The organism is Oerskovia gallyi (assembly GCF_014836745.1).
Taxonomy (GTDB): Bacteria; Actinomycetota; Actinomycetes; order Actinomycetales; family Cellulomonadaceae; genus Oerskovia; species Oerskovia paurometabola.
In genome coordinates, this window is the sequence record NZ_JACSQE010000009.1 from 102,582 (window position 1) to 116,409 (window position 13,828).

The 13,828-nt window shown below is 73.8% G+C and carries 10 protein-coding genes; 8 read left to right on the forward strand and 2 right to left on the reverse strand.

The genetic code is table 11. From position 1 onward, the window contains the following. Window positions 1-7 precede the first annotated feature (7 nt). The 4 genes from H9640_RS12350 to H9640_RS12365 all read left to right on the forward strand — a co-directional run bounded on the left by H9640_RS12350 (window position 8) and on the right by H9640_RS12365 (window position 3,945). Entirely contained in the window at window positions 8-1,210 is a 1,203-nt protein-coding gene (locus H9640_RS12350; RefSeq protein WP_191791008.1) for a glycosyltransferase family 4 protein, read from the forward strand. Beyond that, complete coding sequence (locus tag H9640_RS19675; protein WP_191791009.1) at window positions 1,207-2,367, forward strand: GNAT family N-acetyltransferase; 1,161 nt, start codon at window positions 1,207-1,209, stop codon at window positions 2,365-2,367. Before H9640_RS12350 ends, H9640_RS19675 begins: the two co-directional genes overlap by 4 nt. A 29-nt stretch (window positions 2,368-2,396) precedes the next feature. Next, on the forward strand, window positions 2,397-2,585 hold the full coding sequence (locus H9640_RS12360) for a hypothetical protein (RefSeq protein WP_191791010.1): 189 nt from the start codon (window positions 2,397-2,399) through the stop codon (window positions 2,583-2,585). Between the two features lie 127 nt (window positions 2,586-2,712). Then, a complete protein-coding gene (locus H9640_RS12365) occupies window positions 2,713-3,945 on the forward strand; it encodes a GNAT family N-acetyltransferase (protein ID WP_191791011.1) in 1,233 nt (410 codons plus the stop codon). On the opposite strand, the gene H9640_RS12370 is transcribed toward H9640_RS12365, so the two are convergent. After that, complete coding sequence (locus tag H9640_RS12370; RefSeq protein WP_191791012.1) at window positions 3,917-8,341, reverse strand: LamG-like jellyroll fold domain-containing protein; 4,425 nt, start codon at window positions 8,339-8,341, stop codon at window positions 3,917-3,919. The two genes, H9640_RS12365 and H9640_RS12370, sit on opposite strands and share 29 nt — an antisense overlap. A gap of 208 nt (window positions 8,342-8,549) precedes the next feature. Between H9640_RS12370 and H9640_RS12375 the strand changes: the two genes are divergently transcribed. The 4 genes from H9640_RS12375 to H9640_RS12390 all read left to right on the forward strand — a co-directional run bounded on the left by H9640_RS12375 (window position 8,550) and on the right by H9640_RS12390 (window position 12,767). Further along, window positions 8,550-9,908, forward strand: a complete 1,359-nt coding sequence (locus H9640_RS12375; RefSeq protein WP_191791013.1) for a hypothetical protein — start codon at window positions 8,550-8,552, stop codon at window positions 9,906-9,908. A gap of 130 nt (window positions 9,909-10,038) precedes the next feature. Continuing rightward, complete coding sequence (locus H9640_RS12380; RefSeq protein WP_191791014.1) at window positions 10,039-10,776, forward strand: protein kinase family protein; 738 nt, start codon at window positions 10,039-10,041, stop codon at window positions 10,774-10,776. Between the two features lie 105 nt (window positions 10,777-10,881). Next, window positions 10,882-11,724, forward strand: coding sequence for a polysaccharide deacetylase family protein (locus tag H9640_RS12385; protein WP_191791015.1), 843 nt, complete (start codon window positions 10,882-10,884; stop codon window positions 11,722-11,724). Further along, on the forward strand, window positions 11,721-12,767 hold the full coding sequence (locus tag H9640_RS12390; protein WP_191791016.1) for a glycosyltransferase: 1,047 nt from the start codon (window positions 11,721-11,723) through the stop codon (window positions 12,765-12,767). Before H9640_RS12385 ends, H9640_RS12390 begins: the two co-directional genes overlap by 4 nt. A 52-nt stretch (window positions 12,768-12,819) precedes the next feature. Here H9640_RS12390 and H9640_RS12395 read toward each other — a convergent pair whose 3' ends face one another. Further along, on the reverse strand, window positions 12,820-13,770 hold the full coding sequence (locus H9640_RS12395) for a glycosyltransferase family 2 protein (protein ID WP_191791017.1): 951 nt from the start codon (window positions 13,768-13,770) through the stop codon (window positions 12,820-12,822). Between the last annotated feature and the right edge of the window lie 58 nt (window positions 13,771-13,828).

A 13,828-nucleotide genomic window follows, 5' to 3' on the forward strand; every position in this document is an offset into this window, starting at 1 on the left:
GGTCCCGATGAAGCGGTCCGACCAGGCTCTGCCCGGACGCGAGCACGTCCACGTCCTGACCCCTGGCGACCACTACTCCCCGCGGACCGGGAGCGCGGTGCCGACCGTCGTGGACGGCCTGGTGCGCGGCGCGTCCGCAGGGTCCGCGCCGTCGTCGGTCGTCGTGGCGCGCGGCACCTACCCCGACCGCTACGACGGCGCGCACGTCATCGAGTACCCGCAGGCCTCGGCACGAGGTTGGGAGCGATACACCGACGCGGCCGCCTCACGCGTGGGGCTTCCCCGTCACGGCGCCCGCCGCGCATTCGGGGCAACCGTCCGCGACCAGGGCGCCTGGGCGCCGTCGTACGTGTTCGCGCACAACGCCCCCCAGCTCGTCCCGCTCGTCGACGCCGAGCGGCACCTGCCCGTGCTCTACGCGCACAACCAGCTCCTGCGCACCTACGGCCACCGCGAGCTGGCCCGCACGCTCGGGCCGGTGCACCGCATCGTGTGCGTGAGCGCGTTCCTGGCAGACGAGACGACGGCGCTGCTCCCGCCCGGTCTCCGGGACCGCGTGGTCGTGGTCCACAACGGGGTCGACGCCCCGACGACGAGCGGCGGGGCACCCACGACGGGCCGTCCCGCGCGCGGCGACGTGCTGCACGTGGTCTTCGTCGGTCGCACCATCCCGGACAAGGGCGTGGACGTCGTCGTGGACGCCGTCCGGCGCCTCGCGCGCTCCGACGTGCGGCTCACCGTGGTCGGTGCCGCGGGCTTCGACGCCGCGGACCCCCTGACGCCCTACGAGCGCGACCTGCGCCGACGCGCCGCGGGGACGACCGTGCCGACGACCTTCACGGGCTTCCTCCCGCGCGGCGAGGTGCGCGAGGTCCTGCGCACGGCCGACGTGGTCGTGGTCCCCTCACGCTGGGCCGAGCCGTTCGCCCTGACCGCGCTCGAGGGCATGGCCGCGGGAGCCGCCGTCGTGGCCTCCGACATCGGCGGGATCCCCGAAGCCGTCGGGACCGCCGGGATCCTCGTGCCCCCCGGCGACGTCGCCGCCCTCGCCGAGACCCTCGCCGCGCTCGCCGACGACGAGTCCCTGCTCGACCGCACCCAGGAGGCGGGGCACGCGCACGCGGCCGAGATGGACTGGTCCAACGCCCGCGCACGGCTGGACCAGGTCCTCGCCGGCACCCTGGCCCACAGCCCCGGGAGACCGGCGTGAACCCGGCGGGCGTCGTGAGCGCCCGGACGCTCCGGCTGGGCGACGTGACGCCCGTCGAGGCCGAGCGCTGGGCCGACCTCGTGGACCGCGCGCTCGAGCCCAACCCCTTCCTGTCCCCCGCCTACCTGCTCTCGGCCTCCCGGTGGCTCGCACGGACCGCGGGGATCGTGCTCCTCGTCGTCGAGCGCGACGACCGCATGATCGCGCTCCTGCCCCTGAGCCGCGACGAGCGGTTCCACGGCACCCCGCTGCGGTACGCGACGACCGCGGGCGCCTTCCTCAAGGACGACGCGCCGCTGTGCGCGCCCCTCGTCGACACCGAGCACGCGGCGACCGCGCTCGACCACCTGCTCGGCTTCCTCGCGGACCGGCGCAACGGCTTCCCTCCCCTCGTCGAGCTCACCCTGCTGCCCGGCGAGGGAGCGTTGAGCGACGCCCTCCACGACGCGTGCCGCCGCGCCGGTGTCCCGATGCTCGAACGGTCCCGGTTCGAGCGTGCGTTCCTCGACCGCGCGAGCGACGCGCCCGCCCCTCGGGACGCCCTGAGCCGCTCCAAGCGCAAGCAGGTCGAGCGCCTGACCCGACGCCTCGAGGAGTCGACCGGGCGGCCGCTCGTCATGGAGGACCGCGGGGCGGACCCCCGGGCCTTCGAGGACTTCGTCGCTCTCGAGGCCTCCGGCTGGAAGGGCGACGTCGACCAGGACGGCGGGGCGCTCGACGTGACGCCGGGAGCCGTCGAGTGGTTCACCGACGTGACCGACGGCCTGCGCGACCGCAAGAACCTCCACCTGCTCACGCTCGTCGCGGGCGACGACGTGGTCTACATGTCGATGCTCCTGGGCGCCGGCGGGACGCTGTACTCGCTCATGGACACGTACGACGAACGCTTCGCGAAGTTCAGTCCGGGCGTGATCGGACGCGTCATGGAGCAGGAGTTCGTCCTGGGGAGCACGACCGCGGACCGGTTCGACCCGTGCCTGCACCCCAAGAACGTCGGCCCGAGCGGCCTCTACCGGGACCGCCGGACGCTGGTCGGCGTCGTGCTCGCGACGCGGGGCCTCCTCCCGCGCCTCCTCGTGCGCTCGGTGCCGACCCTGCGCCGGCTGCGTGCTCGCGTCGTGGGCACACCGCGCGAGACGGTCGAGGACGCGTCATGATCGGGACGACACCTGGTGGGGGGCGAGCGATGGCATGGAACGACCGCGGCATCCTCGCCGCGACGCTCGGGCACACGGGGCGGGCATGGACCGACGCGTCCTCGGACCCCGCCCCGGCTGCCCCCGTGTACCTGCGTCGCACGGCCTACCGTGGCCCCGAGCTCGGCCTCCTGCACCCCGGTGAGGGCCCGCCGTCGGGCCTCTCGACGGTTCGCTGACACCTCCTCTCCTCCCTGACCGGGTCGATCGAGGATCTTCTCTCGCCCCCGCCGCTCCCCCGTGCAGCCCGCAAGGGCTCGCTCCGCCGTGCGGCCCCTCGTGCCGCCTCCCCTCGAACGGGACCCCATGCCTTCGAACGACTCGCCCCGCCTGTCCGTCCGCCTCGCCGCGGTCTCCACCCTCGGGCCCGAGGATGTCTCCCGCTGGAGAGACCTCGCCGACCATGCCGCCGAGCCCAACGTGTTCTACGGGCCGGACTTCCTGGTCCCGACCGCCGCGCACTTCGACCCGGACCGCACCCTGCGCCTGGTGGTCGTCGAGTCGGACGGCACCTGGCTCGCACTCATGCCCTACGAGATGGTCCCGGCGAACCGTCGCTGGCCGCACCGGCACGCGTCGAACGACGGGCCGATCCTCAACCAGTTCACCTCGCTCGGCGTCCCGCTCCTGCGCGAGGGCGACCCCCGGCGCGCAGCGACCGGCCTCGTGCGGGCGTTCCGGCGGTTCTCGCACGAGCTGGGCGGGAGCATCGAGATGGCGTTCGTCTCGGGCGACGGGCCGGGCGGAGCCGCGCTCCAGCGGGCCTTCGCGGACGAGGGCTCGACGCTCCACGTCTGGGGCGGCGACGAGCGCGCCGCGGTCCGCTTCGCCGAGGTCGAGGCCCCGGGGAGCTTCGGCTACCTCCCGAGGTCGCGCGCCAAGGCCGTCCGCCGTCGGGCCCGTCGCCTCACGGAGGCCGCAGGCGTCCCTGCCGAGCTCGACACGCTGGCGCTCGAGGTCGTCGAGGACCCCGCCGAGTTCCTCCGGTTCGAGCTCGAGACCTGGAAGGCGGACCCCGACCGCAACGGGGTCGGCTTCTCCCGGCTGCGCGAGGGACCCGAGTGGTTCGTGGACGTCTTCCGGGCCCACGCCGCCGCGGGGCGCGCGACCCTCCTGGCCCTGCGACCCGCGGGCGAGACCCTCTACATGGCCGCATTCCTGCGGTCCGGAGGCACGCTGTTCGCCTGGTACGACGAGTACGCCGAGAAGTGGGCGCAGCACGCGCCCGGCGTCCTGGGTCGCCTGCTGACCGTCAAGCGGTTCGCCGCCCAGGGCGACCTCGACCTGCTCGACTCGTGCATGCACCCGTCGCTGTACCCCGACCAGAACGAGCTCTACCCCTCACGGCTGCGCACGGTGTCCTTCACGGCCGCACTGGGTCGCTGGCCGGGGCAGCTGCTGCTCCGGGAGATCGTGGCCCTGGGGCACGGCCGACGGGTGCTCGCGGGCCGGGTCCGCGCGGCCCGGGACGAGCGTCGCTCCCGCGGAGAGCGATCTGCGTCCCGGGACGTCAGGCAGGCGGCGGAGTCTGCGTCCTGAGCGTGGCGACCTCGGTCGCGCTCAGCGCGCGGTCGTAGAGCCGCACGCCGTCGACGGCTCCCTTGAGCGGGAGCGTGCCGCCGGGCTGCCCTCCCAGGAGGAGCGGGAGCGTGTTGACCCCGGCCGCCGCGGGACCCGCGACGTTCCCCTGCTCGACGCCGTCGACGTACAGGCGCATCCGCTGCCCGTCGTACGTGCCCACGAGGTGCACCCACGTGGTGCCGTCGGACGGGTAGGTCGACGTGGCGTTGACGCGGAACGTGTCGCCCGACGTCGCCTGGTTGAGCCGCAGGAACGCCTTGCCCGCGCTCGACAGGCCGAGCTCGAACCCGTCGGTCGCGCTCGGTGCGGCCTTCTTGACGACGTACTGGGTCGCGACCTGCTCGGGCCGCACCCAGGCGGCGACCGTCAGCGCGGTCGAGACGTCGAGGGCGTTCGCGTCGGGGATCGTGACCTTGCCCGTCGCGCCGTCGAACCGCACGGCAGACCGGCCCCCGGCCGTGACCCATGTCGTCCCGTCCGAGAGGGCGCCCGCGTTGCCCCAGCCCGACGAGTCGACCGTGGCGAGGCCGGTGCCCTCGTCGAGGTCCCACGCGCCGCGGAGACCGTCGGCGGGTGCCACCTGGACGGTCGCCGTCGCGACGTTCGACCAGAGCCCGTTCGCACCCACGCGGAACGTGAAGCTCGTCGTCCCGACGAAGCCCGCGGGGGGCGTGTAGGTGAACGCGCCCGTGGCCGGGTTCGTCAGAGCCACCGTGCCCGACGACGGAGCGGCCACCACCTCGAACGTCAACGTCCCCCCGCTCGGTGAGCTGCCGGTGAGCGTGCCCGTGACGAGCGTCCCGCTCACGGTCGACGCGGACACGTCCTGCGCGACGGGCGGTGCGGCCGGCGGCTGGACGGCCTGGCGGAGTGCCTGGACCTCCGCCCCGGACAGCGCCCGGTCGTACAGCCGGGCCTGGTCGACCGCGCCCTGGAAGGGGTACAGGCCGTCGGGCTGCGCGCCGATCGTCAGCGGCAGCGTGTTGACGCCCACCGACGCGGGACCGGCGATCGACCCCTGCTCGACACCGTCGACGTAGATCCGCAGACGTTGCCCGTCATAGGTCCCCGCCAGATGCACCCACGTGGTCCCGTTCGTCGGGAGCACCGACGTCGCGTTGACCCGGAACGTGTCCCCCGACGTCTTCTGGTTGACCCGCAGGAACGGCTTCCCGGCGCTCGAGATCCCCAGCTCGTAGCCGTCCGCAGAACCCGACACCGCCTTCTTCACGACGTACTGCGTCGCGTGGCGCTCGGGGCGCACCCACGCCGACACGGTCAGCGCCGCTGACACGTCCAGCCCGTCCGCGTCCGGCACCGCGACCTTGCCCGCGGTGCCGTCGAGGCGCACGGCCTTGCCGTCGATCCCGGTCACCCAGGCGGCGCCGCCCGACAGGGTCCCGGTCTGGCCCCAGCCCGACGAGTCGGCGGCCGTGGTCCCGGTCCCCTCGTCGAGGCCCCACAGGCCGCGGATCCCCGCGACCGAGGTCACGCGCACGCTCTGGGTCGCGACGTTCGACCACGTCGTGCCCGCCTTGACGCGGAACGTGAAGCTCGTGGCCCCGACGAAGCCCGCGGGGGGCGTGTAGGTGAACGCGCCCGTGGCCGGGTTCGTCAGAGCCACCGTGCCCGACGACGGAGCGGCGACCACCTCGAACGTCAGCGCACCGCCGCTCGGCGAGCTGCCCGCGAGCGTGCCCGTGACCGCGGTACCGGTCGTCGTGGTGGAGGCCCCGTCGGTCGCGACCGGGGTCGTGGGCACGGGGCCGCCGCCCTGGACGAGCTCGGCGACCTGGGCCGCGGTGAGCGCCCGGTCGGACAGGCGCACCGAGTCGACCGCGCCCTGGAAGGGGTACAGGCCGTCGGGCTGCGCGCCGATCGTCAGCGGCAGCGTGTTGACGCCCACCGACGCGGGACCGGCGATCGACCCCTGCTCGACACCGTCGACGTAGATCCGCAGACGTTGCCCGTCATAGGTCCCCGCCAGATGCACCCACGTCGTCCCATTCGTCGGGAGCACCGACGTCGCGTTGACCCGGAACGCATCCCCCGACGTCTTCTGGTTGACCCGCAGGAACGGCTTCCCGGCGCTCGAGATCCCCAGCTCGTACCCGTCCGCAGAACCCGACACCGCCTTCTTCACCACGTACTGCGTCGCCGACCGCTCCGGACGCACCCACGCCGACACCGTCAACGCCGACGACACGTCCAGCCCGTCAGCGTCCGGCACCGAGACCCGGCCCGTCGACCCGTCGAGACGCACGGCCTTGCCCGCCTTGCCCGTGACCCAGCTCGTCCCCCCGGTCAGCGTGCCCTGGAACCCCCAGCCCGAGGAGTCCGCCGTGAGCACGCTCGCGCCCTCGTCGAGCTCCCACGTGCCCCGGGCACCGGCCACCGCCGTGACCCGCACGCTCTGGGTCGCGACGTTCGACCACGTCGTGCCCGCCTTGACGCGGAACGTGAAGCTCGTGGCCCCCACGAAGCCCGCGGCAGGCGTGTACGTGAACGCGCCCGTGGCCGGGTTCGTCACGGTCACCGTGCCCGACGACGGAGCGGCGACCACCTCGAACGTCAGCGCACCACCCACCGGCGACGACCCCTTGAGGGTCCCGGTCGCGGCGACCCCGACGGACGTCGCCGTGAGTCCCGCCGTGGCGACCGGCCCGCGCGGGTCAACCCACGGCAACCGCGCCGTGCCCGCGGTCGAGCTCGAGGCGGCCATGACGAGCGTCGCGCCCGGTACGTTCTGCTTGGCGCCCGTGACGTTGTTGTACGTCCCGTCGAGAACGGTCGTGGCGCTCTGGGAGAAGCTGATCGACGCGAGCGGCGTCACCTTCTCGATGATGTCGTCGAGGACCTCGCTGTGCGTGTAGACGACGCGCAGGAGCCCCGTGACCTCGTCGATCTCGACGATCGGGCGAGTGCCCAGCCGGTCGACCTCGTAGAACGGGTCCCACGTGCCGTTCGGGCGGCGGACGAGGAGCCCGATGACCGTGGCGCCCTGGGAGTCGTACGACGTCTTGACCGCGGCGTACAGGGTCCCGTCGGACGCGACCGCCACGTTCATGTGGTCGTCGGCCATGCCGTCGCCGAGGTCCAGGGCCGAGGACTGCGCGGGCTTCTCGTCGGCCGTCCACGTCGCCGGAGCAGCGCCGTCGACGTGCGTGCGGAAGCCGAAACGCTCGGTGCTCTGGTTGGACCAGAGCACCCCGATCTTCCCGCCCGGCAGAGCCGTGACCATGCCGATGTCGTCGTCCAGGACACCCGAGGCCACCGTGACGGGGGCCGAGAACGACGTGTACGGGGAGTCGGCGTAGCGCGCCTGGATGCTCGTGCTCGTGTCCGAGACCAGCCACAGCCGGCCCGTCGAGTCGACGTCGATCGTGCCCGTCTCGCTGCCCGGCAACGAGACCGGGGTCGCGGTCTGCCGCTGGGACCACGGCTGGTAGGAGCTCGAGGAGGCGACGTACTCGACCGAGACGAGCGACGTCGTCGGGCCGTGGAGCAGGACGTGCGCGACCTCGCCCACGACCTTGACGTCCGCGCGCACGTCGGTGCGGTCCGAGATCCGCACGACGTTCGTCCAGGTCCCCGCAGCCTGGTCGTAGCGCCAGACCCACGTCCCCGCGGGGGTCGTGCTCGTCGACGCGAGCGCGGCCCACCAGGTGTCGTGCGCGAACCACAGCTTGGACTGCGGCTTCTCCCCCGTGTTACCGCTCAGCGGGACCGCCGTCGTGGTCAGGGCGGTCTCGGCGGCCAGGGCGCTCGGCCCGCTCGGCGTGCTGGGCACAGCGTCGAGCGACGGCGCGGGCTCCTGCCAGGCCAGCGTCACGAGGCCCGGCTCGCCGGCCTTGGTACCGACCTCGACGACGTACTCCTCACCCTCGACCGCGTCGAACGTGACCCGGGAGGTCGAGACGTCGCCGTCGTCGTCGTTGGTCGCGACCACGGTCTTCGGTGCGGACGCGCGGCGCACCGCGACCGTCGTGTCGAGCTCGCTGCCGCTCGTCGAGAAGCTGATGGGGCCAGACGTCGGAGCCGTCCACCGCCACCACAGCGTCTTCGCGACGGTCGACGGCGTCTCGGGGCCGGCGCCGTCGGCCGAGAAGTTGGGCGCGACGTCCTGCCCGACCGCCCCGCCGATGGCACGGCTCTCCGACCGGCTGTCGCCCTCGACGGCGGTCACGGGGACGGGCGTGGGCGATGACGCCGAGGCGGGCCCTACATCCACCGTCACGACCGACCCGGCCGTGGCGAGGACGAGCCCGGCGACCACGAGGGGCGCCACGACGCGCGCGATCCTGCGGCGGGCGGTCGGCGGTCGACGGGGCGGGCCGTCGGGGCGTGCCGTCATGATCGATCCTGTCCGGAGTCCCTGGTGGTGGATCCGTACGCGGCGAGCGACGGCTCGCGACGTACCCCCGGAGCGGCCACCAGGTCCCATCGAACCATCGGCGCGGAATCCTGCGGAAGGTCGGCGGTCAAAGTTCACCCGGGCGAGAGGCACCTCCCAGCGCGTCGCAGCCCCGCACGACGAACGAGGTGTGCGTTACTGTCGCGCCATGAACCGTCCCGGCAGCGACCTCGACCCTGCGCGGACCGAGCCTCCTGCCCGGACGCCCGTCTCCTCCTACGACCCCGCGGACCTGACGTACCGGTGGTCGCCCGGGGTCGGTGCGTTCGCCCACCAGTACGACCGCGACCTCCAGCTCCTGGTCGTGTGGTCCGGGGGGCGCACCCACGAGGCGGAGATCCTCGAGCGCGTCGCGGCCGACTTCACGATCCTCGCGCAGGTCGAGGTCCGGTGGAGCGCCGAGAAGATGGTCAACGACTTCGAGCGGCTCTACGGTCAGACGCTGTGGGGCACCTCGCCCAAGCACGAGGAGGTGGGCGACGGCCCGTTCCTCCTGCTGATCCTGGAGGACCACGCCCCGGCCTACTCCTACCGGCAGAACGTCACGGGCTACGTCGAGCTCACCAACGTCAACGTCGCACGCGTCAAGGCCGCGGCCCGCGCGCTCACCGGCGGGTACCGCATCCACTCGAGCAACAACATCCGCGAGTTCTTCCGCGACGCGACCCTGGTCCTGGGCCCCGAGCGCCTGCACGAGATCATCGCGCAGGACGGCCCCTCGAGCGGCACCACGGTGCTCGCGGAGGACGTCGTGGGCAGCCACGGGTGGGACAGCCTCGACCAGGTGTTCCGCACCCTGCGCTGGACGTCCCGGTACGTCGTGCTGCGCAACTTCGACGACCTCCCCGGCGCCCTCGAGGACGACCACGAGATCGACGTGCTGTGCGACGACCAGACGGACCTCGCGGCCGTCCTCAACGCGACCGAGGTCTATCCCGGTCCCGAGGGGGCGCAGTTCCGCACCCTGGTCGGGGGCGAGGAGGTCTTCTTCGACACCCGGTACGTGGGCGACGGCTACCTCGACACCGAGTGGCAGCGCGAGATCCTCGCGCGCCGCGAGTGGCGGGACGGCCAGGTCGCGGTGCCCCGGCACGACGACCACCTCTTCTCCCTGCTCTACCACGCCAAGGTGCAGAAGCCCGCCGTCAAGCCCGCCTACGTCGAACGCCTCACGCAGCTCGCCCTCGACGTCGGGCTGCCCGAGCAGGTCGCGCGCACCGTGACGCACGACGCGGTCGCGGCCTCCCAGCTCGACGGATACCTCGCGGGGCACGGGTTCACGGTGCCGCTGCCCGTCGACCCCGCGGTGCACCGCAACGCCGAGTTCCTCGCGCTCTTCCGGCTCACGCCGCTCGCCGACCCGCCGCTCAAGGTCGCGACGGCCGAGCTCTGGCAGTCCGCGAAGCGCAGCCCCGTGGCCCGCGCCCTGGGCAGGTCCCGCGCGGTCCGGGGCGCGTACCACCGGCTGCGTTCCGCGTTCCACGCCCTCAAGGACCGCGGGGCCTGACGGGCGTCTCCCCGCGGATTTCGCCCGCTCTCGCGGCGTCCTGCCATGGACCGCCCGCAGCGCTCACCGCTACCGTTGCCGGATCGATCGTGGGGGTCCGCGACCGCACACCACCAGTCGAGGAGTCGTCATGAGCATGCCTGCCGTCCAGGCGGAGGGGCCGCCCCGCTCGCTGGTCCGCAGGGTCGTGGACCGGGCGCGGATGGTCTACATCTTCGGCAGCCCTGTCGGTGCGACCTTCGTCAAGGCCACCGACCGCTCGGTGACCGTCTACACCACGACCGGCGGGCGACCCACGGTCTCGAAGTACTTCGCCCGCACCCGCGTCGGCAAGGACGCGTTCCTCGCGGAGAAGGCCACGGGAGACCTCTTCGGCGACCGGCCGTGGCGCATGCCCGTGGTCCGGTGGCACCGTCGCGGGTTCACGGTCCCGCGCCTGCCGGACGAGTCCCGGCTCGACGTCGCCGGGCAGCAGCTCTCGCGCGAGGACCGGGTCGACCTGGGGGCGTGGACCCTAGACGTCCTGCTCGAGATCTACCTCACGGGCAACCTGCACGGCGACCTGCAGCCGCACAACATCTGGATGCTCGACGGCAGGCCCGTCGTGACCGACTTCGAGACCTTCGGGCCGCGGACGCGGGGCATCCCGTTCCTCGACTCGGGGGACATCACGGGCAACGACCCGCGCCCGCGCGACCGGAGCCTCGACCCGGCCTTCGACCCCGAGGACGACTGGTCGTTCCACCACATGCTCGGCGTGAGCCTCCAGGACGCGCTCGACGCCCTCCGGCCCCGGCTCGTCGCCGCGAGCGCCGAGGACCCTGCGGCCCTCGCGAAGCTCGAGGCGCTCGACGGGGTCCGCACCTAGGCGGGACGCGCACGCGCCCGCCCCGTGGCACCCGTAGCATCTGCACCACCCCGCCCGGCCCGTCCGGCGCGGTCCCCGTCCCGGACGACCAGAGAGGGTCAGCCGATGTCCGAGTCCCTGCCCGGCGGATCCCGTACCGCGGCCCGTCGCGCTCCCCGCGGGATCGTGGTCCGTCGCCGCGACATCGAGAGCAGGCCCGCGCCCGTGGGGGGCGGGTTCGCGGAGGTCGCGTACACGCGCCTCCCGCTCCCTCGCGCCCTGACGCGCGCGCTGGGCACGTTCTGCGTCAACACGTCGGACCGGGTCGTGTCGATCACGTACGACGACGGCCCGCACCCCGAGCACACGCCTCGCCTGCTCGACCTGCTCGCCGCGCGCGGCGAGACCGCGACGTTCTTCGCGCTCGCCCGGCAGGTGCGGGCGCACCCGGAGATCGCCCGCCGCATCCTCGCCGACGGCCACGAGCTCGCGCTCCACGGGCAGGACCACCGGTCGCTGCTGACGATGGGGGACGCCGAGGCGGTCCGGTACGTGCGGGACGCGAGGGACGAGGTCGAGTCGATCGTCTCGGCGCCGCTCGTCTCGTTCCGGCCCCCGTACGGCGCGCACACGGTCCGCCAGGCGCACGGCATCGCGGGCCTGGGCATGGACGTGCTCATCTGGTCGGGCGACGCGTTCGACTGGGTCGACGACGAGGAGGAGCGGATCGCCGAGCGCGCCCTGTCGACGATCTTCCCCGGGAGCATGCTGCTGCTCCACGACGACCGGGGCGACCCGGAGACGCTCGGGGACGACGAGGTGTTCCCGGCCTTCGACCGTGCCCGGGTCCTGGACCTGCTGCTCGACCGTCTCGCGGCCGACGGCTACCGGACCGTGACCGCCCACGACCTGGTGACCACCTACCAGCCTGTCATGAGCATGGCCCGCGAGAGGATGCGTCAGACATGAGCACACCCACCGGCGCGCAGGCCCGCCCGGAGCTCTCGGTGATCATCCCGGCGTACGACGCGCAGGAGACGCTCGGGGTGCAGCTCGGCGCGCTGCTCGCGCAGCGTCCCGCGTGGCCCTGGGAGGTGATCGTGAGCGACAACGGGTCGAGCGACGGGACCCGTCGGCTCGTCGGGGAGTGGACCGAGCGCATGCCCGAGCTCCGGCTCGTCGACGCCTCGGCCCGCCGCGGTCCCAGCGCGGCCCGCAACATCGCCGTCGCGCAGGCGAGGGCGCAGGCCCTGGCGTTCTGCGACGCCGACGACATGGTCGCGGACGGCTGGGTCGAGGCGATGCACCGCGCGCTGGCCGAGCACGAGTTCGTCGCGGGCCCGTTCGAGGGCTCCCGGCTCAACGCCGGCCTGACGTCGTCGGTCACGTGGACGGCCCAGACGGACCGGTTGACGGTCAAGCCCGGGCTGGAGCAGTTCGTCACGGCGGGCTCGGGCAACATGGGCGTGCGCACAGCGGTCTTCGACGAGGTCGGGGGCTTCTACGAGGGGGCCCGGACCGCGGAGGACGACGACTTCTGCATCCGGGTCCAGCTCGCGGGCCACGACCTGGTGTTCGACCCGGACATCGTGCTGCACGTCCGGCGCCGCGACGGTCTGCGGAACATCGCCCGGCAGTCCTTCGCGTACGGCGCGGGCGAGCGCTGGCTGAGCCACCGCTACGCGCTGCTGTACGCGCAGGCTCCGCGCACGACGGGCACCTCCGAGCCCCCTGTCACGGCCGTCGTCGCGGGCTCCGCCCCGGCGGAGAGCGCGCAGCGGGCGGGCGTCACAGGCAGCCTCGCGGCGGTCGCCCGGCGCGGCCGGGTGTTCGCCGTCCGTGGTGGTTCGTTCGTCCGGAAGGCGCTGCGCAAGGCGTCCACCATCCGGCGCCCGGGGGACCTCTCCGACCTGGTGTGGCGGCTGGCCTGGAGCGCCGGGTGGAGGTTCGGGCGGGTCCCTGCGGCACCGCCGATCGTCCCGCCGCCGACCTGGCGGCAGGACGCGTCCTAGTCCTTCGTCTCGCCGGCGCCGGCACCCGTCGCCCTGCCCGTCACTCTGCCCGTCACCTGCCGACGGCCCGCCGCACCCGCTCCCGGACCCAGTCCAGGGGCGCGAGCGGCGCGAACCGCGCGGCCCAGGTGACGTGGCCGAGCGCGGCGCGGAACCGGCGGGCCGAGATCTCGGCCCGCGCGGCCCGCGCGGCGCTCCACGCCGCGAAGCGGTCGTTCGCGCGGAGCCGGTCGCGGTAGGCGGCGTCAAGTCCGGCAGGGCCGCCGCGCTCGGCCGCGCGTGCCTGCGAGCGCCGCTCGCGCAGGATCACCCGGATGCCCGCGGCGAGGTCGCGGTAGGCCCGCGTGGTGTTGCCCGGGTGGTACCGGTAGTCGACGAGGACCTCGTCGACGAAGACGAACGGCCCGAGCGTCGCGGCCGCGAGGACCAGGTCGAGGTCCTCGCCCTGCCGGTACGCGGGGTCGAACCCGCCCAGGGCGTCGAAGGCACCGCGGCGGATCACGAGGTTGGGCAGCATGATCCCGGTCCGGCCGCGGACGACGTCCCGTGCGTCGCGGGCCGGGCGCTGGTCGGCGCCCACGAGCTGCTCGCCCGCCGGGTCGACCGTGCGCATCGCGCAGTAGGAGATCACGGCGTCGGGTCGGGCGGTCAGCGCATCGACCGCGAGGCGCAGCCTGTCGGGGTGCCAGCGGTCGTCGTCGTCGAGGAATGCGAGCAGCTCGCCCCGGGTGTGCCGGACGCCCGTGTTGCGCGCCGTGGAGACGCCCGACGGGTCCAGGCGCAGGACCGTCCCGACCCCCGCTTCCTCGACGAGGCCGCGGATCACGGCCGGGTCGGGCGATCCGTCGTCGACCACGACGAGCTCGACGTGGGGGTAGGTCTGCGCGGCGACCGAGGCCAGCGCCTGGGCCAGGAACGGCCCGCCCCGGTTGGTGGCGACGACGACGCTCACGAGCGGTGCGGCGACGGCAGCGCCTGCGGCGTCGGGACCTTCGTCGGGCACGGCGCTCCTCGGTTCGGTCGGGGTGAATTCGGTGAGATCGCAGGGGCCGAGACCCCTC